We start from the raw sequence: 20,333 nt of genomic DNA on the forward strand, positions 1-20,333 counted from the left end.
CAGGGAGGCCAAATATGCCTGCATTCGACCCGTCTGACGTCAAAACCTTGTTCGGCAAGGTCATGGGCGCGTCGCCATCCGACATCAAGCTTGTGGCGCAGCGCCTGCACGATCATGCCTTCGAGCCGCGCATGTCGGCGGAGGAGACCAGGCAGCTTGTCGCCAGCCTCGGCTATGACAGCCTGGACGCGTTCTGCGCCGATATCGGCTTGCCCACGCATATCGCCGAGCGCTGGAGCCGTTTTGGTGTTTCCGGCGAGATGAAGCAGGTTTTCACGCTGTTGGCGGCGCAGCGCAAGCGGGTGGCCGAGGCGGTCGCCGAATTCGAATCCATGACCCATGTCGGCGTCGAGGATTTTTTGCGCGAGCGCGGGCTTATCTAAACCGAGAGCCGGCTCAGCCGCTCCTGGCCAACAGTGCCGTCGCCGTATCGCTGTCGGTGATCAGGACATTGGTGCTGACGGCCTTCAGCGCGGCGAGGATCGCCGCAACCTTGCGCTTGCCGCCGGCGGCGAGAACCACATTCGGCACCTGGCCGACCACATCAAGATCGATGGCCATGACGCGTTTGTTGACCTCGTGGTCGACCAGCCTGCCGGCGGCGTCGACGAAATAGCACAGCATGTTGGCGACCGCGCCCTTCGCTTTCAGCGGAGCGATCAGCGACGACGGCACGATACCGTGCCGGAAGATAGTGGCGTCGGGCGACATGTCGCCGACTGTAAGCAGCGCGATGTCGGCGGCGGCCGCGCGTTGACGCACATCCTGCAGGGTCGGTTGCGCCCACAGCAGATCGCGCAACGAGGAGTTGTCCACCATCACCGGCGCGGTGATCTGATAGCTGTCGACCTCGAAGACATCGGCGACCTTGGCGGCGACGATGGATGGATTGATCCATTGCGAGTGCGGCAGGCTGCCGACGAGCGCCACCACCGAGGCGCGCTTCAACTGCCGGCGTGCAAGGAAGCCGAGGCTGGCATGCAGCGTCGCGCCGCCGCCGATCGCCAGCGTCATGCCGTCCTGCATCTGTTCGCCGAGATAGGCCGCGACGGCATGGCCGATCGCCTTCTCCAGATGGTCATGCACCGAAGGCGTCGGGATGACGACGGCGGCGTTGAGACCCCAGCGCTTTTCCAGTTCCCGTTCGAGCGCGACCTGCCCGGCAGTCGGCGCGTTGATCATGGTGACGACAATGCCCTCGGCGGTGCAGGCGGCCAGCGTGCGCATGACCTTCACCCTGGAGACATCGAGCTTTTCGGCGATCTGCTCCTGCGTGAAACCTTCGACATAGTAGAGCCAAGCCGTCTTGACGTTGAGATCCGACGAGACCATCGGCAATCCCGGGCGAGCCGGTCGGGGTTTTTCGGTGGTCATCGGTTCCTGTCCCTCATGAGCCGTGGCCTGACCGGTGCCTCATCGGAGAAACGCCGGCCTGATGTCAACTGATACCGGCTTTCTCCGGCGCGCGATTGTCGCACAATCCTGTTCATTTGTAATTGACATTGTACATATGAACATATTTTGTGGGTTTCACGCGCTGTGTCATCCACCAGTCATATGCGCCGTGCAGGGAGGAAGAGACGGGGACCGGCCAGGAGCCGGACCGGTCATGCACAGACAAGACAGGAGGTCTCATGAAGACGCATTTCATCAAGCTGCTGGCCAGCCAGCTGGCGCTCGCGGCAACTTTGTTTGCCGGCGTGGCAAACGCCGAAACGCTGACGCTCTATACATCACAGCCGGAAGCCGACGCGGCCAAGACCGTGGATGCGTTCAAGAAGGCGCAGCCCGGCATCGACGTGACCATCTATCGCTCCGGAACCAGCGACATCCTGACCAAGTTGGCGGCAGAGTTTGCCGCCGGCAGCCCGCAGCCCGATGTGCTTTTGATCGCCGACGCGGTCTCCATGGAGCTGTTGAAGAAGGACGACCGGCTGCTGCCCTATCCCGAGGCAAAGCTCGATGGCATCGAGGCGGATGCCTATGACGCCGACAAGACCTATTTCGGCAGCAAGCTGATCACCACCGGCATCGTCTACAACACCGCCGCAGCCGAAAAGCCGGAGCATTGGGCCGATCTCGCCAAGCCGGCCTATACCGATGGCCTGGTCATGCCGAGCCCGCTCTATTCGGGTGCGGCCGCCTACCTGCTTTCGGGCTTTGTCGGCGACGCCAACTATGGCTGGGACTTCTTCCAGAAGCTGAAGACCAACAACACCGTCAGCGTGCGCGGCAATGGCGCCGTGCTGAAGTCGGTGGCATCAGGCGAGAAGCCCTATGGCATCCTGGTCGATTTCATGGCGATGAACGCCAAGAAGAAAGGCTCGCCGGTCGAATTCGTGTTCCCCTCAGAAGGCGTGCCGGCGGTCACTGAGCCGGTTGCCATCATGAAGACCGCCAAAAACGTGGACGGCGCCAAGAAGTTCGTCGACTTCATTCTTTCTGATGACGGCCAGAAGCTGGCGCTTTCGATGGGCTATCTGCCGGCGCGTGCTTCGGTCGGCCGCCCCGAATGGCTGCCGGAAGGCGTCAAGGTCAAGGTGATGCCGTTCGACACCAAGGCAATCGTCGCCACGACCGACGCCGACAAGGCGAAGTTCTCGGAACTGTTCGGCGGCTGAGCCGGCATTCCCGGCGGGATGCCGTCCCAGCGGCATCCCTGACGGGCGAAACCCGATCGCATCGGCCGATCGATCCCAGGAAAAACAATCATGTCAACACGGATCAGGGAAAGCCGGGGCCAGGAAATGGCCCTGACGGCGGCGGTGGCCGTCGTCATCGTGCTGCTTTCGCTGCTGCCGATGCTGCGCCTGATCAAGGAGATCGTGGCGCCCGGCGGCACGCTCTCGACCGTCGCGATAAAAGCGGGTCTCGCCAGCCCGGCGACCTGGATCGCCACCTGGCACACGCTGGTCGTCGGCATCGGTGGCACCCTGCTTGCGGTGCTGTCGGGAACGCTGGTGGCCGTCCTCGTCACCCTGACCGATATCCGCTCTCGCAGCGCCATGGTGCTCTGTTACGTCATGCCCTTGATGATCGCGCCGCAGGTGACGGCGCTGGCCTGGCTGCAATTGTTCGGCCCGGCAAGTCCATTCCTGAAACTGTTCGGGGCGGCACCGCCGCTCGGTACCAAAAACCCGCTCTACTCCACCTCGGGCATCATCCTGCTGCTCGGCGTGCAGTATGGCCCGCTGGTCTTCCTGCTGGTGCGCGCCGGCCTGCGCAAGCTGCCGCGCGAACTGATCGAAGCGGCGCGGGCGGGCGGTGCCGGCTGGTTCACCATGCTGGTCACCATCGTGCTGCCGTTGATGACGCCCTCGATCATGGCCGCCGCCGCACTCGCCTTCGTCTCTTGCGTCGGCAATTTCGGCATCCCGGCCTTTCTAGGCATTCCCGCCAACTATCTCGTGCTGCCGACGCTGATCTATCAGAAGCTGGCCGGCGGCGGCCCCGCCGTGCTCGGCGAAACCGCATTCCTGTCAGTGCTGATCGGTATCATCGCCATGGCGGGCATCCTTGCCCAGGAGATCATGAGCCGCCGCCGCGACTATCGCATCAGCTCCACGTCGCTTTCGGCCGAGCCCTATGAGCTCGGCCGCTGGCGGCCCGCCGTGCAGGCTGGCATGTGGCTGCTGATCGTTGTTGTGCTGTTCCTGCCGCTGTTCGGGCTAGTCTTGACATCGCTGGTGCCGGGCTATGGCGTTGCGCTCACCACCAAGACGGCAACCTTCGACAATTATCGCTTCGTGCTGTTCGAGCATGATGCTGCCAGTCGCGCCTTCTTCAACAGCTTCTGGCTGTCGATCGCCGCTGCCTTCTTCGCGGTCCTGGTTGCCGTGCCGATCGGCTATCTGATCGCCTGGGGCAAGCAGCGCTGGGTGCGGCTGCTCAATCTGTCGGTGGAACTGCCCTATGCTCTGCCCGGTGTGGTGCTGGCGATCGCCTCGCTGCTCATGTTCCTGCGGCCGATCCCGCTGACCGGCATCCAGCTCTACAACACGGTCTGGATCATCCTCTACGCCTATCTCGCCCGCTTCCTGGTGCTGGCGCTGCGGCCAACCATCAGCGGCTATCACCAGATCGACCGGGCGCTGGAGGAAGCGGCGCAAGTGGCAGGCGCCGGGCTGTTCACCCGCATGCGCACGATCATCTTTCCCTTGGTGGCACCGGCGGCGATCGCCGGCGGCCTGCTGATCTTCATGACGGCCTTAAGCGAACTTACCGTTTCCGCACTGCTGTGGTCGTCGGGCTCGGAAACGATCGGCGTGGTGATGTTCTCCTTCGAGCAGGGCGGCGATTCCAACTATGCGGCGGCGATGTCGGTCATCACCGTGGCGGTCACTTTCGTGCTCATGCTGGTGACCAATCTGCTTGCCCCCTACCTTCCGACCGGAGTGCTGCCATGGCGCGATTGAGCCTGGACAATGTGACCAAGAGCTTCGCCAATTTCGATGCCGTCAAGGACGTGTCGATCGACGTCGCCGACGGCGAGTTCCTGGCAGTGCTCGGCCCTTCCGGCTGCGGCAAGACGACGTTGCTGAGGCTCGTCGCCGGATTCGAGAAAGTGACGTCGGGCGAAATCCGCATCGGCAGCGAGGTCGTGTCGGGCAAGAGCGGCAGCGTCGCGCCGGAAAAGCGGCGCGTCGGCATCGTCTTCCAGAACTATGCGCTGTGGCCGCATATGACGGTGGCCGAGAACATCGGCTATTCGCTGAAGGTGGCGAAGCTCGACAAGGCCGTCGCCCGCCGGAAGGTTGAAGACGCACTGGCCCTTGTCGATCTGCAAGGGCTGGGCGAGCGTCGGCCGGCCAATCTTTCCGGCGGCCAGCGCCAGCGCGTGGCGCTGGCGCGCTGCCTTGTCGCCGCGCCCTCGCTGGTGCTGTTCGATGAGCCGCTCGCCAATCTGGACGTGCATCTGAGGGCATCGATGGAGGACGAGTTCGCATCCTTCCACAAGCGCACCGGCACCACTATCGTCTACATCACCCATGATCAGGCCGAGGCGATGGCATTGGCCGACCGCATCGCGGTGATGGATGGCGGGCGCCTTGCCCAACTGGCGACGCCGCGCGAGCTCTATCATGAGCCGGCAAATGAAATGGTCGCATCCTTCATTTCGCAAGGCATTTTGCTGCCTGCGGATGTGTTGAGTGTGGAAGAAAGAGGCCACTGCAAGGTCCGGGTTCTCGGCGCGGAACTGGTTGTCCGCTGCCGGCCTGGCGAGCGGCCGCGCGCTGGCGCCAAGATCTGCTGCCGGTCAGCCGATCTTGAGGTGTCGCCGGATGGTCCCGGCTTCGATGGCCTGGTCAAGCGGGTGATCTATCAGGGTGGCTCGGCGCGTATCGAATTCACGCCTTCGACCAGTCCCGACATCACCTTGCACTTCGAACAGCCCGACCCAGTCATGCTGGAAAGCGGGTCCCGGGCGCGTCTGCGCATAAGGTCCGGCTGGCTGATCCCGGCGGTGGGGGCGGCATCGTGATGATGCTCGACCTGCTCGGCGGCTTTGGCGAAAAGGGCCGCACCAGTCTTGCTGTGAGCAGCGGCAAGGATCGCATCCTGCTCGACGTTGGCATCAAGGTCGGCGCGTCGGGCGCGGACTACCATCCGGCGCTGAAGGGGGCGGTCACCGATATCGACGCGCTGTTCGTATCGCATGCCCATGAGGATCATATCGGCGCGCTGAGCTGGCTGCTGTCGCGCGGCTATGCCGGCCCGATCTTCATGACGGCCGAGACCCGCAATGAGGCGCCTGCCACGCTCGCGGGCTATGCTGAGCCCGAGGATTTCAGGCGGTTCCCTTTTCCCGAAGACCGCATCGAATTGTTCGAACCCGGCGATACGCTGAAGAGCGGCAACCTCACGATCCGGACGGGACGCTCCGGGCATGTCGTGGGCGGCGTCTGGTTTGCCGTGGACGATGGCGAGAGCCGCGTTGCCTATTCCGCCGACGTGGTGCCGGACAGCAATGTCTTCGTCATGGACACGATCCCGCACTGCGACCTGCTTGTCCTCGATGCTTCCTATGGCGCCGATCCGGTGCCGGGGGCGGCGCGGGCGCTCGAAATCTCGCAGTGGGTTGCGAGGCATTCGGGCGGGTGTCTTTTGCCGACGCCGCTCTCGGGTCGGTCGCTGGAGCTGATCGCGGCCTTGCCTGGGCCGTTCGCGATCCATGCCGGCATGCGTTCGTCGCTGGAAGCGCAGATCGGCGCCACCGCATCCCTGTTGCCAGGTGTCTCAGAACTCTTGCTTCGCCGCCTGCAAGACGCAGCCGACTGGACCGATGCCGATCCCCTGCCGCCAATGCCGTTGCTGGCGGATGACGGTATGGGTGAGGCCGGCCCGTCGTCGCGCCTCTTGCCGCGTGCCGACCATTCCGGTTTTCCGGTGCTGCTTACCGGCCATCTGCCGTCAGGTTCGCCGGGCGATCTGTTGCACAAGGCCGGCCGGGCGGACTGGGTGCGCATGCCGACCCATCCGACGCTGTCGGGCAATGTCGACATCTGGGAAACGGCCGGCCGTCCCGCAGCACTCGGTCATTCCTGCACGCCGGACCTTCTCGGCGATCTGCAAACTAACATCCCGTCGCTGCGCACGCAGTGCCGCACCGGCCAGCGCATAGTGGTGTCGGAGGCAAGAAAACGATGAGAATTCTGATCTGCAACGACGATGGCATCGAAGCGCCGGGGCTTGCCCGTCTCGTCAAGGCCGCCGGCACGTTGAGCGACGATGTCTGGGTGGTCGCGCCCGACGGCAAGCGCACCGCTGCCAGCTCGTCATTAACGATTGCCAGGCCGTTGACCATGCGGCGCGTCAAGCCGAACTGGTACTCCTGTTCCGGCACCCCGGCCGATTGCGTGGTAAGCGCTATGACCTGGCTGTTCGCCGATTCCGAGAAACCGGGCCTTGTGCTGTCGGGCGTCAACGATGGCCGCAACGTTGCCGAGGACCTTGCCTATTCCGGAACGCTCGGCATTGCGCGGGAGGCGACTTTCTGGGGCGTTCCAGCCATCGGCTTCTCCCGCGTGAAGAATCCTGATTTCACCGATGGCGACGACCAATGGCTTGGCGCGCTGATCGCTTCATTGTGGCAATCGCGCGCCGACTGGGCCGCTGAGGGTCATTGGCTGAGCATCAACCTGCCGACCTTGCTGCCGGCCGAAATCCGACAGCCGCGCATCGGTCGCGACAAGATCGCCCGCAGAGCCGAAATCGTTGAAAGCGACGGCGATCGCACTGTCATCACGGTGCCGCGCGGTCGGGCTCATGACAGCCAGCCGGGCGACGAGAACGAGGCGATCGATGCCGGCTTCATCAGCATCATTCGGCTGAACTGGTTTGGCGAGACACGGCTGGACGAACGGTTTCTGGACGGGATCGCGCGCCAGCGGCAAACTGGCTGACCTCAGGGCTTCAATCGGATTGTGGAGGTGGTTTGAGTCGCGCCATATCTCACCGGCGCTGATCCGCGCGTCGTCATCCGATCACCAACCTGTCAGCGGTTAAATCAAGCCAATCCACTACCTATGCTTGAAGCCGCCGCCATTTCATTCCACATCGGTGCGGATGAAGGGCGAAACAGGAGAACGGCGGCGGCATCTGCTGTGGGCTTTGCCCGCATCGCTGATCCTGCATGCACTCATCGCGGCGTTTCTGGTCTATGGCCTGCCGAGACCCGAGCAGCAGCCGGCTCAGCAGGAACAGCCCGTCAATGTCGCGATCGTGCCCCCGCCCGAAAAGCCCAAGCCGAAACCTGCTCCAAAGCCACCGGAGCCGACACCTGAAAAGAAGGCTGAAAAGCCGCCTGAACAAAAGCCGCCTCCGGAACCGCCGAAACCGCCAGACGACCAGGTTTTGAAGCGCGTTTTCCAGTACGGCCAGAAAGATACCGGGCCGGAGAAATCGCTCGACGGAAGCAGCGCTAAACCCAACACGCCGTCGCCGGCCAAGGATGAGGCGCCGAAGCCGCCTGTAGCACCGACACCCGCGCCGACCCAGCCCGCCCCGGCTGCAACGCCACAGCAGAAGGCAGAGCCCAGCAAGTCTGACGAGAAGCCAGCCACCGTTGCGCCGGACGAAAAGCCCGCGCAAAGCGAGGAGAAGCAGGCGACCGAGGACACTGACAAACAGCAGCCGGACAAACAAGAACTCGCACCGCAACCCGCCGAAAAGCACGCCGTCGTGACGCCAAAGCCATTGGCGGCTGAGACCGGTGACAAGCCGGCGCCTCCAGCCTCGACCGAAAAGGCAAAGCCCAAAGCCAAGCCTGCCAAGACAATGACGTTCAAACCCGCAAGAGCTTTCAAAGCGCCGATCGGGAATGCTGGAAGGTCAAATCCCACCAACAACGACGTTGCAGGATCACCGATCTATTCCGGCCTTCCGGGCGTCAGAAAGCTTTACTCGCAAGGGGCCACCGGCAATGCGTTCGCTACAAGCTCCATGGAGAATGTGCCGCGCGGTCAGCGCGTGGCCACCCTTTGCGGCAACGTTCTGAGCCGGGAATTGCAAACTGCCGACTATACGGTCAAATGGGTGCCAACCATCACGCTGGACAAAGGCAATGTTCTCAATCCTCCGCAGGCCGCCTTCAGCACCAGAAACGCCTGGTATAACCTAAATTTCCGATGCGAAGTCGACGCCGATGCGACCAAGGTCCTGTCCTTCAACTTCCGTGTGGGCTCATTGGTGCCGCCTGGCGAATGGGCCAGCCGTGGATTCACAAAGTATCGCCTAAACTAGGCCGGCACACCAAACCTAGCCAATTGCCGGCTAACTTCTTGCCAGTCGGCGCAGACGAAATCGGCACCGGCAGCTGTCAGCCGCGCGGCGTGCTCGGCATAGGTATGGCCGCCGCCGGTGTAGCCGATCGCCGTCATGCCGGCGGCGACAGCGCCCTGGATGCCGAAGGGCGAGTCCTCGATGACGATGCAGTCAACGGGATTGGCGCCGATCTTGTCCGCCGCGAAGAGGAAGATGTCCGGCGCGGGCTTGCCGTTCTTGACCATCGAGGAGCTGTAGATCGCGTCGCCGAAGAAACGCGCCAGCCCGGTCACGGCAAGGCTGTGGTTTATGCGCTCGACGGAGGAGGACGAGGCGACACAGCGGTCGCCCGCAAGCGTCGCGAGAAACGCAGTGATTCCCGGTGTCGGCTTCAATTCCTGCGAGAACAGCACCTTGGTCTCGGCCCAGATGTCGCCGTCCGCCGCCGCCGGAAATTGGTGCCCGGTCAATTCCTTGATCCTGGCGATGATATCGGACTGCTTCATGCCGACGCATTGGGCGATGATGCTGGTGTTGACACCGGGCATGCCGTGCTTTTCGTAGACGCGCTCATAGGCGCGGGCGGCCAGCGGCTCGCTGTCGACAAGAACGCCGTCGCAATCGAAAATAATAGGCCTTGGTCGCGCCACGCGTTTCCCTCTCGAGTCAATTTTCGCACATCGCTATCGGCAAAAAGTCAAATGTTCAATAGCGCGTGCGTTTTGGGGGCGCGAAGAGCGGGCTCAAAGCTGGCGCAACGCATCGCTCGCACGGGACGACCCGAGCGCCCGTTGCATGGCTTGCCGGGACTGCGCGCGATCTGGGGTGATCCAGTTCGGTTCGGCGCCGAGAAAGCGGTCGAGGAAAGCCACCGCATAGGCCGGCATCTCGGTCACATTCTCGCGATAGGACCACCATGTGCGCAAATCGTCGGCGCATTTGTCGATGCCGGGTGCCGTGCCGAATTCCTGCTCGTGGATCGCCGAAATCACCGAGACGCAGTAGTTGGTGTAGAGGAAACCCTCCGGCCAGAAGCGGACGATTTCCAGCGTGCCGGCGTTCGTTTCCGTCTCGATCAGTTGGGTGAGGCCGGATATTTCTTTTGCCGGCGCCTGTTTTATCAACTCGCGCAGCACGAGGCCGGCGGCAAAGACGATGAAGTCGGCGCGGTCGATCGCGGCGAAGCGCTTCTGCGCTTCCATGATCTCGACCCAGTCGAGAAAGGCTCTGGTGAGCTTGGCCTCGTCGATCTCGAAGCGCACGCCGAACGTGTCCGAGACCACCTTGGCGCTGCCGCGAAAGGTGGCGCGGAACCAGCGCAGCTGCCGCAGCCGATGGCGAAGATCCGGCATCAAGGCCAGCTCGTCCCTGAAGGGCAGCTCCATGTTCCTCGTATCCTGTTTCCCGGTCAGCCTAGCACAACAGCGCCACGGCCGAAATCGGTCAGCGCCCTTGTAGATGACCGCAGCCGAGGCCAATATCATACATATTGACATTCTCGGAAACAAATGTTCTCACTTTGCTGTTGTCACGCGCCGGTCCAAGGTGCGGTTCAACTGAGGCTTCGGGAGGAGAACCGAATGGCGATTTGGCAGTGGGGACTGCTTCTGCTGGTTATCGTGTGGGCGCTGCAGTCGCTCGGCGTCTGGCTGCAGATGCGGCACTATTCGGATGTCTTCAGGGGCGTCACCGACCAGTACAAGGATGGCTTCGTCGGAGCCGGCAATTTTCGCGGCCGGTTGGCCAAGGGCACCATCGCGCTCGTCGTGGTGACGCCTGATCTGGTCGTGCGCCGCCTGATGGTGATGAGCGGCCGTTCCGTCTTCACCAAATTCAAAAGACATGAAGAATTCGAGGGTGTTCCCCTCGATAAACTCCGGTCCAACCCTGCAATCATGGGGGAGGGGGAACCCGGTGTGGCCGAGGCCGTGAAACGGGCGATCGAGCAGATCGACAAGACACGGTCGGAGCCGGGGAAGAAGCCGGGCCTGTCCGGCTTGAACATAGCAAGGGCTTAGGGCCGCAGGATTTCGGGCTCTAAATCAAAGGGATAGAGGACGCCGCGCACCGACTGGGATCAACCGGCGGGTGGCATAAGGAGGAGAAATGTCTGTATTTTCGTTGTTGGCGCAGCATGCCGACATGGCCGTGCACAATCTGCATGTCGCAGGTGCCATGGTCTCGGATGCCGCATTGCATGGCAAGCTCGCAGTCGAGCATGCCTCCGACCATCTCGTTGTCCTCGCACAAGCGGACAGCGGACCGATCACCGTCGATCAGTTCAAGGAAAAGCTGAAGGACGTCCAGCAGGAAGAGCAGCTCGGCTGGCTGACCGCCATCGGCAAGTACTTCATCGGCATCTTCCAGAAGGGCGGCGAGGTCTTCGCCGGCTTCGTCACCGGCATCATCCCGACGCTGGTGGTGCTGATGACGGCCTTCTACGCCGTCACCGAACTGGTCGGCGAAGAGCGCGTGCATGGCCTGGCGCGCGGCGCCGGCCGGATCGCGCTGACGCGCTACACGCTGTTGCCGCTGCTGGCGGTGTTCTTCCTCACCAATCCGATGGCCTATACGTTCGGATCGTTCCTGGAAGAAAAGCACAAGCCGGCCTTCTATGACGCGGCCGTGTCCTATGTGCACCCGCCGCTCGGCCTGTTCCCGCACATCAATCCCGGCGAGTATTTCGTCTGGGGCGGCATTCTCGTTGCGCTGCTGGAGCTGGAAAAGAAGGGCGTCGTCGTTGCCGGTTACCACGTCAAGGTGGCGATCTGGTACGCAATCGTCGGTCTCGTCGTCATCCTGCTCAAGGGCATGCTGACCGAACGCATCACCGCCATCATGGCACGCCGCCAGGGCGTCGAGCTGTAAGGGCGGGGAGGACATCATGGCCAAGACATATAAAGCCGTACGCATCTCCCGGGGCAAGACCGGTTGGGGTGGCCCGCTCGTGATCGAGCCGACCGAACAGCGCAGCAAGGTTGTTTCCGTCACCGGTGGTGGCATCCACCCGGTGGCACAGCTTATTGCCGACATGACCGGTGGCGAAGCCGTCGACGGCTTCAGGGCGCCGCCGATCGAAAGCGAGATGGCGGTGGTGGTCGTCGATTGCGGCGGCACCGCACGATGCGGCGTCTATCCGCGCAAGCGCATCCCGACCGTCAATCTGACGCCGGTCGGTCAATCGGGGCCGCTGGCCCAGTTCATCACCGAGGACATCTACGTTTCGGGCGTGAAGCCGGCCAACATCACAATGGCGGACGGATCCGAAACGGTCACGACTGCAGGGGGAGCAGCAGCGATGAGTTCAAGCAACAATGCGGCCGCGGCACCACAGCCGCTGCCGAGCGAGGGTGGGCTGATCGGCCTCATCAGCACGATCGGCCGGGTCATGGGACGTATCGTCGGCATCTTCTTCAATGCCGGCCGCCGCACCATCGACCAGGTCATCCGCAACGTGCTGCCGTTCATGGCCTTCGTGACCATGCTCATCGGTCTGATCCTGTATACCGGCATCGGCGATGTGCTGGCGCAGCCGATGGGTCCGCTGGCCAACAACATCGTCGGCCTGCTGATCATCTCGGCGATCTGCGGCCTGCCGTTCCTGTCGCCCATTCTCGGGCCAGGCGCTGTCATCGCGCAGGTCATCGGCGTCGCCATCATCGGCCCGCAGATCGCCAACGGCACGATTTCGCCGGCAATGGCACTGCCGGCGCTGTTTGCCTACAATACCCAGGTGGGCTGCGACTTCGTCCCCGTCGGCCTGGCGCTCGGTGAGGCCAAGCCGAAGACGATCGAAATCGGCGTTCCGGCGGTGCTCATCAGCCGCCAGATCATGGGGCCGGTCTCGGTGCTGATCGCCTGGGTCGTCAGCCTGATCGTGTTCTAAGGCAACTCTGGGAAAAGCGCATAATGCTTTCCCTTGGAAATTGCGTCAAAACAAAGAGTTAGAGCGGTTCACCGCTCTAGGGAAAGTTGAGAAAATGAGGTTCGCCATATGACGGTTCTGTTGAGAACACGGGTCACTGCCATCGGCCCCGAAGTGGCGGACCTTGCCGAAGGGGGCGTGGTCATCCTGTTTGCGGATGGCTCGCCGCCGGAGCTTGCCGAGGTTTCGGTGCTCCACAAGGCGGAGCAGGGACCAAGTGACGGAGCGCCCGCCAAGGGCGCTTCGATCACCCTCGGCCCGGTTGTCGCTGTTATCACAGCGGTCGGCTCCAGCGCGTGGAGCAAGGTGCTGGAAATGGGCCATGTCGTCATCTCGTTCAACGGCGCTACCGAGGCCGAGAGGCCGGGCGAGATCTGTGCGTCGCAAGTCGACCCGCAAGCGCTGGTGGCCGCCCTGAAGACCGGCGCAATCATCACCATCGCCGCCTGACAGCATTCGCGCCGTGGCCTATGTTGGGAGCGGCGCCCAAAACCAGAGTATTGCCATGGAACGCTCGACCATCGTCAGAGTGCATGAAGGTTTGCACGCCCGTCCCGCGACGCGGTTCGTGAAGCTCGCCAAGGGCTTCGAATCCGACGTCGAACTGGTCAAGGACGGCAAGGCGGTCAGCGCCAAGAGTTCGGTCAAGCTGATGCTGCTGGCGGTCAAGGAGAACCAGGAAGTCACGGTGCGGGCGAATGGCGCCGATGCCATCGAGGCACTCGAGGCGCTGATCGGCTATCTCGAGAATCCGCGGGCCGGCCTCGATGATGAAGCGGAGGCGCAGAGCCCGGCGAACGATGCCGGGCAGGAAGCGGCACCCGCGCCCGGATCCGTGCCGGCGGCACCTGACGGGGCAAACCGCCTGCGTGGCGTGGCCGCCAGCGAAGGTTTCGCCATCGGCCCGGCCTTTGCGCATTTTCCACCCGATATCGCCGGACAGGGCCGCGTGTTGCGGGCCGAGGAGATAGAAGGCGAGATCGACAGGTTCCGCACGGCCGTCGGCGCGGTCCAGGCCCGTATGGATAATGCGTTGGCGCAGGACAGCCTGTCGGCTGGAGACCGCGGCATCGTCGCCGCGCTCAGGGATATCGCCGCCGACGATAGCCTGACTGGTGAGGCCGAGGGCCTGATCAAGGGCGGCAATGACGCGGTCTCCGCCGTCATCACCGCCGCCTCCACCATTGCCGCCGAATTCAGCGCGGTCGACGATCACTATCTCAACGCGCGGGCGGATGACGTTCATGCGGTCGGGCGGCAGATCTGCCTCGTGTTGCTGGGCCAAGACGATGTCAGCCTCGAAAACATACCCGAAGGGGCTATCCTGATTGCCGATGACATCGGCGCCTGGGATCTGGCACGCGCGCCGCTGAAGCGTATCGGCGGCGTGGTGTGCGGCCATGGCGGCGCCACCTCGCACATCGCCATCATCGCGCGCTCGCACGGCATTCCGGCAGTGCTCGGCCTCGGCGGCCAGGTCAATGCCTTGCGCACCGCGCGAGACGTCGCGCTCGACGGCAATGCCGGCCATGTGATCATCGACCCCGACGAGGCGACCCGTGCCGATTTCGCCGGCCGCGTCGAAGCGGCGGCAAAGGAGCGCGCCGGCCTGACCATCTTCAAGACGGTGACGCCGAAGCTCGCCGACGGCAGGATCATCGAGGTCGCGGCCAATATCGGCTCACTCGAGGAAATCGAAGCGGCGCAAGAGGCTGGTGCCATGGGCATCGGCCTGTTCCGCACCGAGCTTTTGTTCATGCGCCATATGCATCTGCCCTCGGAAGACATGCAGGCCGAGACCTATGCGGCGCTGGCCAAGGCTTTTGCGCCTTATCCGGTCATTGTACGCACGCTCGACATCGGCGGTGACAAGCCGATTGCCGGCATCGAATTTCCCGACGAGGAAAACCCCTTCCTCGGCTGGCGCGGCATCCGCATGTGTCTCGACCGGCCCGACATCTTCAAGCGCCAACTGCGGGCGCTGCTGCGCGCAGCCGTGCACGGCAACATCAAGGTGATGCTGCCGATGGTGTCCGACCTCTCGGAGGTCAGGCAGACGCGCGTGCTGGTTGACGAATGCACGGCCGAGCTGAAAGCCGAAGGCGTGCCGCATGCGACCTTCGATCTCGGCGTAATGATCGAAACCCCGGCCGCCGTGCTGATCGCCCCGACGCTGGCCAAGGAGGTCGCTTTCTTCTCGATCGGCACCAACGATCTGACCCAGTACATCATGGCCGCGGACCGGCTCAATCCGACCGTCGCCAAGCTCAACGATGTCACCAATCCAGCCGTCATGTCGGCGATCGAAATGACGGCAAAAGCCGGCGTCGCCGCCGGTATCATGGTCGGCATGTGCGGTGAGGCGGCCGGCCGTCCGGATCTCATTGCGACATTCGTGAAGATGGGGCTGACCGAACTCTCGATGAGCCCGGCTTCCATCCAGCGCGCCAAGAAAGCGATCATGGCCATGGCCGCTGAAGGCTAGCCCAGGCCGGCCAACTACGGCAGATGGGCAAGCAAGGTGGCGAACACCGGTGTCAGTTCAGCGATCGGGTTTGCCTTGGCGCAGGCCTGAACGATGCGGTCGTGGCGAATATCCGCCGCCAGTATCGCGATCTCCAGCATATCCGGCTCCGGCGCGCCGTCCCTGCCGGCGGTCGCCAGGCCGCAGGCCAAAGCGAGCGGTGCCAGGCAGCTTACGTCAAGCGCGCTGCTGCCCACCACCGCCGGCGTTTCGGACATCGTTTCGGCAAAGCGGACCGGACGCTGGCCGAGGCACTCGACCAGCAGCGCCGAACAGGTGGCCGCGATTGCCTGCAGTCCGGCACCTGGCGCGGCCAACGCGGCCAGCAGATCGCCATGCCGCTTGCGCATCGTGGCATGGACGGCCGCGAAATCGGCTTCGTGGATGCGGGCATTGTCGATGTTCAGGCCGGCAAGAACCGCCTTGGTCAGATAATACATATCGCGCCGGAACAGGCGTTCGGCGTCCAGTTGGCGATCCTCGTTGCCGACCGGGAAATAGGTGCCGAGGCCCTTCACCGTCGTGCCGTCCACCTTGATCGGGCGCTCATGCGGGACGAAAGCTTCAGCGATCGACAGCGCTTCGTCGACGGCACTCGCGGCATGGCTGAGCAGGCCTTCGATGCCCTTGCCTGGAAATGGCGGCAGATGGCTGGTTGCTTCGCGCAGGATGCTGGCATCGCCGCTGCCGTCATGGCGGCTCTGGCGGATGATTTCGCGGACTTCCCGCAGCCGGTCCTTCAGATTGACGCGGACATCTTCGGAGATTTGTCGGAGCATCGCGGATCGCCTTGAAATTTGCTGCGGATAGCCGCCAACCGGGGCAGCCGCCACTCTCTACATTGTTCCTATCGATTGGTAGATCAATAGGCGATACTAGACCAGCATGCAGAATCGGCGGCAGCGCGCTCGTCCGTCGCCGCAGGGGGAGAGACAGACTTGGGCAGACGACGACAGGGCGAAAGCGAAGACGGTCGAGGCGAGGCAACCGAGCAGGTCGCCAGCGAAAGCCGGACGGATCGCCTCAGGATTCGCGCCGCCTGGATGTATTTCGTCGAACAGATGACGCAGAACGAGATCGCCGACGTGCTCGGCGTCGGTCGCGTCACCATCGTGCGCATGCTGGCGGATGCCCGGGCGCGCAACGAAGTGAAGATCACCATCGAGAGCGAATTGTCGGAAATCGTGCGGCTTGAGCGCGCGCTGGAGAAGACGTTCGGGCTGCAGCAGGCGCTGGTGGCGCCGCTTTCGGCACCCAACGCTGATCCGATACCAGCGATCAGCGCCAAGACCGGCAGTTTCCTGTCGGACACGATGAAGTCCGGGATGCGGGTCGGCGTCGGCTGGGGGCAGACGCTGTTCTCGAGCCTGCCCTTCATCAGCGCCAAGTCGCTCACCGACTTCAAGGTGATTTCGCTGCTTGGCGGTGTCGGCGTCGTGCGCCGGGTCAACCCAGCCGAGTTCGCCTGGCGCTTCGCTCAGATATTCCAGGGCGACGGCTATCTGATGCCGACACCAGCCGTCGTCGACAGCGTCGAGACCAAGATCGCACTGATCGAGCGCTGCGGCCTGCAGGAGATTTTCGAAATGGCCGACGTGCTCGATGCCGTTCTGCTGAGCGTCGGCGGGATCGCCTCCGCCACCACCTTCTCTCGTGGCGGCTTTCTCAAGGAGGCGGATCGGGAGGCCTTGCTTGCGCGTGGCGCCGTTGGTGACCTCCTGTTCCATTTCTTCGACCGCAATGGCGATCTGGTCGACCATCCCGTCAACAGCCACGTGATGTCGGTGGATGTCGATCGTCTGCGCAAGGCGCCGATCCGTATCCTCACCTCCGGTGGCGAGGAGAAAACCGAAGCGCTGCTCGGCGCCATGACCCTCATCGCCCCAACCATCCTGATCACCGACGAGGAGAGCGCGCGGCGCATGCTGGAAGCGGTCAGCGGAAGCTGAAGCTGTCCGTGATGTAGTCCGGCCAGGCCTGCTGTTCGTCGAAAACAGCGGCGAGATCCGGTGTGTCCGCCAGTATTCCGCTCAGCACCAGCGCGGTGGCGATGCCGGTGCTGTTTCCCCCCGATATATCGTGTTCGACGCTGTCGCCGACACAGACCACGGTGCCGCGGTCCGGCTCGCCGGCCAGCGCCAGCGCGGCGTCGAAAATCGCCTTGTCGGGCTTGCCGATGCGGGTAACGCTGCCGCCCAGGCTTTCATAGAGATCGGCCAGACGGCCGGCGCCGAAGCGAGGGCCAACGGCCGTCAGCATGATGATGTCGGGATTGGTGCAGAAACACGGCACCCGCCGCTCTGCAGCCGGCGCGAACAGCCTGCGATAATGCTCGAGGTCAAAGCGGTCACCCTCGCTGGCCGCGATCAGCACCAGTTCGGCCTCATCGCCGGACCCGGTCAGCACAAAAGGCAGGCCCTCGATCGCGGAGCGGTCAGCTTCACGGCTGATCAGCAGGCATTTTGTCCCTGGGCGCAGCTTCCCCGACGTCGCCATGTCCCTGAAGGATCGCCACGCCACCTCGCCGGAAGAAACGAAATGATCCCAGCTTCCCGCTTCGAAGCCGAGTTTTATGAGCCGGCTTTCATTGGGTCGTGCCCGCCTGCCGGAGTTCGAAACCAGCACCACGGTCTTGCCGGCGCGCTTCAGCGCCGACAGCGCTGCCACCGCGCCCGGATAGGGCCGTGTGCCGTCATGCAGCACGCCGAACTGGTCGAGCAGGAACACGTCGTAGCGCTCCGCCAGCGGCCCGATGCCGTCGAGACGTTCGATCGTTTTCGCGCTCATAGGAGTCCTGCCCGGCTTGCACCCATCAGCGCCAGCCGCGCCGTGCCGGCGGCGGCCTCGTCGGAAAGCGCGGGCAGGAAATCGACGCCGAGCCTGCGCCGCCGGATTGCCGTCCAGGCTGGGTTCGCCGCCCCGCCTCCGACGCTCCTGACCGATATCAGCGCGGGCGCGCCGAGTTCGGCAAGCCTGTCATAGCCGAGCGCTTCGATCGCGGCGATGCCTTCGAACATCGCTTTCAGATAATCGGCGTCGTCCGCCGGCCGGGGTGCAAGGCGAGGCGGCAGCGCCGGATCGGCGATCGGAAATCGTTCGCCCGTGGCGGGAAGCGGATAGTAATCGAGGCCGGTGTCGGTCTCCGGGTCGATTTTTGCGCTGAGTTCGATGATACGGGCGAGCGGAAAATGCTGAGCCAGCACCTTGCCGCCGGAATTCGACGCACCGCCTGCCAGCCAGGCGTTGCCGAGCCGGTGGCTGTAGATGCCGAAGCGCGGCGCCGAAATCGGCCGGTCGGACAGGATCTTGATGGTCAGCGAGGATCCCAGCGCGGTGACGCCGTCGCCGATCGCGGCAGCACCGGTCGCCAGGAACGAGGCGCAGCCATCCGTGGTTCCGGCGACGACGGCCACATCGCGCGGCAAGCCGAACAGTTCCCCGGCTTCCGCGGTGAGGGCGCCGGTGACTTCGCCCGGCTCGACCACGCGCGGCAGCAACTCCACGCGCATTCCGGTCGCGGCGATCCATTCCGGCCAGCGGCGGGCCTCGACATCATAGCCTGTCTTCAGGGCATTGTTCTCGTCGCTGACGTCGAAGCGGCCGGAGAAGTTTCCGGCAATCCAGTCGGCCTGATGCAGCACCGCCGCAATGCCCGGCAGATGCTGGAAGCGCAGGGCCTTGGCGAGGCCGGATGTCGCTCCGTGCGCTGCACTTGCAGCCGGCGCGGTGCGGTCGATCGCGGCCAGAATGTCGTCGTCATCGACCTTGTCGTTGTACATCAGCGGTTCGGCCAGCGGCCGCCCGGCGGCGTCGACCGGCAGCAGCGTGCCGGAGGTGCCGTCGATGGCGATGGCGCGGACCGCCGTGCGGTCGATGCCGGAAAGCAGGTCCGTCAGCACCGCCTTGACCGCTTGCCACCATGCCGTGGGGGCTCGGTCATCGCGGCCAAACCTGTCGAGTGGAACGGCCGAATGCCCGGCTATGGAAAAATCCGGGCGCATGGCGACGGCGCGCGCACCTGATGTGCCTAGGTCGATGCCGATGACAAGTGGCATCATGTCCATGCTAGCCGCCAGCCGCGTTGAGCTTCTGGCGATATTGCTCGGCGTCCCAGTTGACCAGTTCGTCATTCTCGGAAGCGGTGAGATAGTTCAGCCGCGCTGCGACGTCGATCCGCGCGGTCACGTCGGCGAGGCAGCGTTGCATGGCATCGGCGCCGGCACTGGCGTCGCCGCGCATCAGCACGCCTGCGCCGGGAAACAGGATCGCCGCAGGCGACGTGTCCAGTCGTGCAATGACATCGGCCACCGCCTCGCCTGGTTTCGCCACGATGGAGCCCTGGCCGAGGAAGATGACGTGGTCCGGATAGAGGCTGCCGGCCTGCGCCATGCGGCGGCTCTCAGGGTCGAGCGCAACCGCATGCGCTTCGACATCGGCCGGCAATCTGTAGAAGCTGCCGCCGGCAAGCGCCGCCAAGGCATCGAGGTCGGGTGCGGCGGTCGCGCGCGCCGGCCGGGCCAGCAATGACCTGATACGGCGCAGCAGAAGCTCCGCCCCGGCGACGGTTTCGGCGGCGACGACCAGCCCGTGATTGCCAAGGATCAGCACGTCGACACCAGGCCGCAGTTTTTCAGCAATGCCACGTGCAAGCGGCAGGCCGGGCCGGAAATAGGGCACATAGGCCCAGTCGATGCCATCGAGCCGCCTGGCGACCTCGGCCTCGCCATCGGCCTGCACGGCAAGCGAGATGGTGTCGACGCAATGGACGTGAAGAACCACGCGCTGCGGCATCAGGGCGTGCACCGTGGTCTCGATCGACGGCCGCAGGCCGCGCGGGTTGAGCGCTGCAATGGTGAAACCCTGCGGCTGGTCGGCGGCGCGATCGCGCTGTTCGACGGCTCTCAGCAACGGCGCCATCGCCACCGGCACCATGATGTCATCGACCAGCGCGTCCTTCAGCCAGGTGCCGGAGGCCTTGATCCACAGCGTGTCGCCGGCTTTCAGCGAGGTGTTGCCGCCTGCCGCCTGGGTCAGATGCGGGCTCTGCCCGATGCTGGCCGAGAGCGCCCGCAAGGCCGCCAGTTCCTGCGCGTCAGCTTGGGTCGCCATGGCGCTTTTCCT

General features: G+C 64.0%; 20 protein-coding genes. 13 read left to right on the plus strand and 7 right to left on the minus strand.

What is annotated here, in order from left to right; genetic code table 11:
- The first annotated feature begins 14 nt into the window (after nucleotides 1-14).
- Nucleotides 15-383, plus strand: coding sequence for a hypothetical protein (locus NKH95_RS01250; protein WP_352798821.1), 369 nt, complete (start codon nucleotides 15-17; stop codon nucleotides 381-383).
- Nucleotides 384-396: 13 nt separating this feature from the next.
- Here NKH95_RS01250 and NKH95_RS01255 read toward each other — a convergent pair whose 3' ends face one another.
- Nucleotides 397-1,374 (minus strand): sugar-binding transcriptional regulator, encoded by a 978-nt coding sequence (locus NKH95_RS01255; RefSeq protein WP_352798820.1) that lies wholly within the window; start codon nucleotides 1,372-1,374, stop codon nucleotides 397-399.
- A gap of 260 nt (nucleotides 1,375-1,634) precedes the next feature.
- Here NKH95_RS01255 and NKH95_RS01260 point away from each other — a divergent pair, with 260 nt between their 5' ends.
- The 6 genes from NKH95_RS01260 to NKH95_RS01285 all read left to right on the plus strand — a co-directional run bounded on the left by NKH95_RS01260 (nucleotide 1,635) and on the right by NKH95_RS01285 (nucleotide 8,742).
- Nucleotides 1,635-2,621 carry an ABC transporter substrate-binding protein gene (locus NKH95_RS01260; RefSeq protein WP_352890644.1) on the plus strand — a complete coding sequence of 329 codons (987 nt, stop codon included), beginning with the start codon at nucleotides 1,635-1,637 and terminating at the stop codon, nucleotides 2,619-2,621.
- A gap of 90 nt (nucleotides 2,622-2,711) precedes the next feature.
- Nucleotides 2,712-4,415 (plus strand): ABC transporter permease, encoded by a 1,704-nt coding sequence (locus NKH95_RS01265; protein WP_352890646.1) that lies wholly within the window; start codon nucleotides 2,712-2,714, stop codon nucleotides 4,413-4,415.
- Nucleotides 4,403-5,482: an ABC transporter ATP-binding protein gene (locus tag NKH95_RS01270; RefSeq protein ID WP_352890648.1), complete on the plus strand. Its 1,080-nt coding sequence runs from the start codon at nucleotides 4,403-4,405 to the stop codon at nucleotides 5,480-5,482. Before NKH95_RS01265 ends, NKH95_RS01270 begins: the two co-directional genes overlap by 13 nt.
- Nucleotides 5,482-6,648 (plus strand): MBL fold metallo-hydrolase, encoded by a 1,167-nt coding sequence (locus NKH95_RS01275; RefSeq protein ID WP_352890858.1) that lies wholly within the window; start codon nucleotides 5,482-5,484, stop codon nucleotides 6,646-6,648. The genes NKH95_RS01270 and NKH95_RS01275 overlap by 1 nt, the downstream gene beginning before the upstream one ends.
- Nucleotides 6,645-7,403 carry a 5'/3'-nucleotidase SurE gene (locus NKH95_RS01280; RefSeq protein ID WP_352890651.1) on the plus strand — a complete coding sequence of 253 codons (759 nt, stop codon included), beginning with the start codon at nucleotides 6,645-6,647 and terminating at the stop codon, nucleotides 7,401-7,403. The genes NKH95_RS01275 and NKH95_RS01280 overlap by 4 nt, the downstream gene beginning before the upstream one ends.
- A gap of 163 nt (nucleotides 7,404-7,566) precedes the next feature.
- Nucleotides 7,567-8,742, plus strand: a complete 1,176-nt coding sequence (locus NKH95_RS01285; protein ID WP_352890653.1) for a DUF930 domain-containing protein — start codon at nucleotides 7,567-7,569, stop codon at nucleotides 8,740-8,742.
- Here NKH95_RS01285 and NKH95_RS01290 read toward each other — a convergent pair.
- A complete protein-coding gene (locus NKH95_RS01290; RefSeq protein ID WP_023811039.1) occupies nucleotides 8,739-9,413 on the minus strand; it encodes an HAD family hydrolase in 675 nt (224 codons plus the stop codon). The two genes, NKH95_RS01285 and NKH95_RS01290, sit on opposite strands and share 4 nt — an antisense overlap.
- 93 nt (nucleotides 9,414-9,506) lie before the next feature.
- Nucleotides 9,507-10,148, minus strand: a complete 642-nt coding sequence (locus tag NKH95_RS01295) for a hypothetical protein (RefSeq protein ID WP_023811040.1) — start codon at nucleotides 10,146-10,148, stop codon at nucleotides 9,507-9,509.
- Between the two features lie 195 nt (nucleotides 10,149-10,343).
- On the opposite strand from NKH95_RS01295, the gene NKH95_RS01300 reads away from it, so the two are divergent.
- The 5 genes from NKH95_RS01300 (at nucleotide 10,344) to ptsP (ending at nucleotide 15,173) form a co-directional block, all read left to right on the plus strand.
- Nucleotides 10,344-10,781 carry a transcriptional regulator GutM gene (locus NKH95_RS01300; RefSeq protein ID WP_023811041.1) on the plus strand — a complete coding sequence of 146 codons (438 nt, stop codon included), beginning with the start codon at nucleotides 10,344-10,346 and terminating at the stop codon, nucleotides 10,779-10,781.
- A gap of 88 nt (nucleotides 10,782-10,869) precedes the next feature.
- Nucleotides 10,870-11,631 (plus strand): PTS glucitol/sorbitol transporter subunit IIC, encoded by a 762-nt coding sequence (srlA, locus tag NKH95_RS01305; protein WP_013529328.1) that lies wholly within the window; start codon nucleotides 10,870-10,872, stop codon nucleotides 11,629-11,631.
- 16 nt (nucleotides 11,632-11,647) lie between these two features.
- Nucleotides 11,648-12,649 carry a PTS glucitol/sorbitol transporter subunit IIB gene (gene srlE, locus NKH95_RS01310; RefSeq protein ID WP_023811043.1) on the plus strand — a complete coding sequence of 334 codons (1,002 nt, stop codon included), beginning with the start codon at nucleotides 11,648-11,650 and terminating at the stop codon, nucleotides 12,647-12,649.
- Between the two features lie 108 nt (nucleotides 12,650-12,757).
- Nucleotides 12,758-13,138, plus strand: a complete 381-nt coding sequence (locus tag NKH95_RS01315) for a PTS glucitol/sorbitol transporter subunit IIA (RefSeq protein WP_023811044.1) — start codon at nucleotides 12,758-12,760, stop codon at nucleotides 13,136-13,138.
- 55 nt (nucleotides 13,139-13,193) lie between these two features.
- Nucleotides 13,194-15,173, plus strand: coding sequence for a phosphoenolpyruvate--protein phosphotransferase (gene ptsP, locus NKH95_RS01320; RefSeq protein ID WP_023811045.1), 1,980 nt, complete (start codon nucleotides 13,194-13,196; stop codon nucleotides 15,171-15,173).
- A 14-nt stretch (nucleotides 15,174-15,187) separates the two neighbouring features.
- On the opposite strand, the gene NKH95_RS01325 is transcribed toward ptsP, so the two are convergent.
- On the minus strand, nucleotides 15,188-15,991 hold the full coding sequence (locus NKH95_RS01325; RefSeq protein WP_023811046.1) for a hypothetical protein: 804 nt from the start codon (nucleotides 15,989-15,991) through the stop codon (nucleotides 15,188-15,190).
- 159 nt (nucleotides 15,992-16,150) lie between these two features.
- Here NKH95_RS01325 and NKH95_RS01330 point away from each other — a divergent pair, with 159 nt between their 5' ends.
- On the plus strand, nucleotides 16,151-17,161 hold the full coding sequence (locus tag NKH95_RS01330) for a sugar-binding transcriptional regulator (protein ID WP_127269653.1): 1,011 nt from the start codon (nucleotides 16,151-16,153) through the stop codon (nucleotides 17,159-17,161).
- Here NKH95_RS01330 and NKH95_RS01335 read toward each other — a convergent pair.
- The 3 genes from NKH95_RS01335 to NKH95_RS01345 are packed head-to-tail and all read right to left on the minus strand — an operon-like array spanning nucleotide 17,148 to nucleotide 20,321.
- Complete coding sequence (locus NKH95_RS01335) at nucleotides 17,148-17,999, minus strand: TIGR01459 family HAD-type hydrolase (protein WP_352890655.1); 852 nt, start codon at nucleotides 17,997-17,999, stop codon at nucleotides 17,148-17,150. The two genes, NKH95_RS01330 and NKH95_RS01335, sit on opposite strands and share 14 nt — an antisense overlap.
- Nucleotides 17,996-19,270 (minus strand): FGGY-family carbohydrate kinase, encoded by a 1,275-nt coding sequence (locus NKH95_RS01340; protein ID WP_352611814.1) that lies wholly within the window; start codon nucleotides 19,268-19,270, stop codon nucleotides 17,996-17,998. Before NKH95_RS01340 ends, NKH95_RS01335 begins: the two co-directional genes overlap by 4 nt.
- A 7-nt stretch (nucleotides 19,271-19,277) precedes the next feature.
- A complete protein-coding gene (locus NKH95_RS01345; protein ID WP_352554462.1) occupies nucleotides 19,278-20,321 on the minus strand; it encodes a class II aldolase/adducin family protein in 1,044 nt (347 codons plus the stop codon).
- Nucleotides 20,322-20,333 lie beyond the last annotated feature (12 nt).

It is taken from the genome of Mesorhizobium sp. M0848, from assembly GCF_040319805.1.
Lineage (GTDB): Bacteria > Pseudomonadota > Alphaproteobacteria > Rhizobiales > Rhizobiaceae > Mesorhizobium.

What these genes read in the sequence shown, in the direction of transcription:
- NKH95_RS01250 (WP_352798821.1), top strand. Translation starts at nt 15, where the DNA reads ATGCCTGCATTCGACCCGTCTGACGTCAAAACCTTGTTCGGCAAGGTC.
- NKH95_RS01255 (WP_352798820.1), bottom strand. Translation starts at nt 1,374, where the DNA reads ATGACCACCGAAAAACCCCGACCGGCTCGCCCGGGATTGCCGATGGTC.
- NKH95_RS01260 (WP_352890644.1), top strand. Translation starts at nt 1,635, where the DNA reads ATGAAGACGCATTTCATCAAGCTGCTGGCCAGCCAGCTGGCGCTCGCG.
- NKH95_RS01265 (WP_352890646.1), top strand. Translation starts at nt 2,712, where the DNA reads ATGTCAACACGGATCAGGGAAAGCCGGGGCCAGGAAATGGCCCTGACG.
- NKH95_RS01270 (WP_352890648.1), top strand. Translation starts at nt 4,403, where the DNA reads ATGGCGCGATTGAGCCTGGACAATGTGACCAAGAGCTTCGCCAATTTC.
- NKH95_RS01275 (WP_352890858.1), top strand. Translation starts at nt 5,482, where the DNA reads ATGATGCTCGACCTGCTCGGCGGCTTTGGCGAAAAGGGCCGCACCAGT.
- NKH95_RS01280 (WP_352890651.1), top strand. Translation starts at nt 6,645, where the DNA reads ATGAGAATTCTGATCTGCAACGACGATGGCATCGAAGCGCCGGGGCTT.
- NKH95_RS01285 (WP_352890653.1), top strand. Translation starts at nt 7,567, where the DNA reads ATGAAGGGCGAAACAGGAGAACGGCGGCGGCATCTGCTGTGGGCTTTG.
- NKH95_RS01295 (WP_023811040.1), bottom strand. Translation starts at nt 10,148, where the DNA reads ATGGAGCTGCCCTTCAGGGACGAGCTGGCCTTGATGCCGGATCTTCGC.
- NKH95_RS01300 (WP_023811041.1), top strand. Translation starts at nt 10,344, where the DNA reads ATGGCGATTTGGCAGTGGGGACTGCTTCTGCTGGTTATCGTGTGGGCG.
- srlA (WP_013529328.1), top strand. Translation starts at nt 10,870, where the DNA reads ATGTCTGTATTTTCGTTGTTGGCGCAGCATGCCGACATGGCCGTGCAC.
- srlE (WP_023811043.1), top strand. Translation starts at nt 11,648, where the DNA reads ATGGCCAAGACATATAAAGCCGTACGCATCTCCCGGGGCAAGACCGGT.
- NKH95_RS01315 (WP_023811044.1), top strand. Translation starts at nt 12,758, where the DNA reads ATGACGGTTCTGTTGAGAACACGGGTCACTGCCATCGGCCCCGAAGTG.
- ptsP (WP_023811045.1), top strand. Translation starts at nt 13,194, where the DNA reads ATGGAACGCTCGACCATCGTCAGAGTGCATGAAGGTTTGCACGCCCGT.
- NKH95_RS01325 (WP_023811046.1), bottom strand. Translation starts at nt 15,991, where the DNA reads ATGCTCCGACAAATCTCCGAAGATGTCCGCGTCAATCTGAAGGACCGG.
- NKH95_RS01335 (WP_352890655.1), bottom strand. Translation starts at nt 17,999, where the DNA reads ATGAGCGCGAAAACGATCGAACGTCTCGACGGCATCGGGCCGCTGGCG.
- NKH95_RS01340 (WP_352611814.1), bottom strand. Translation starts at nt 19,270, where the DNA reads ATGATGCCACTTGTCATCGGCATCGACCTAGGCACATCAGGTGCGCGC.
- NKH95_RS01345 (WP_352554462.1), bottom strand. Translation starts at nt 20,321, where the DNA reads ATGGCGACCCAAGCTGACGCGCAGGAACTGGCGGCCTTGCGGGCGCTC.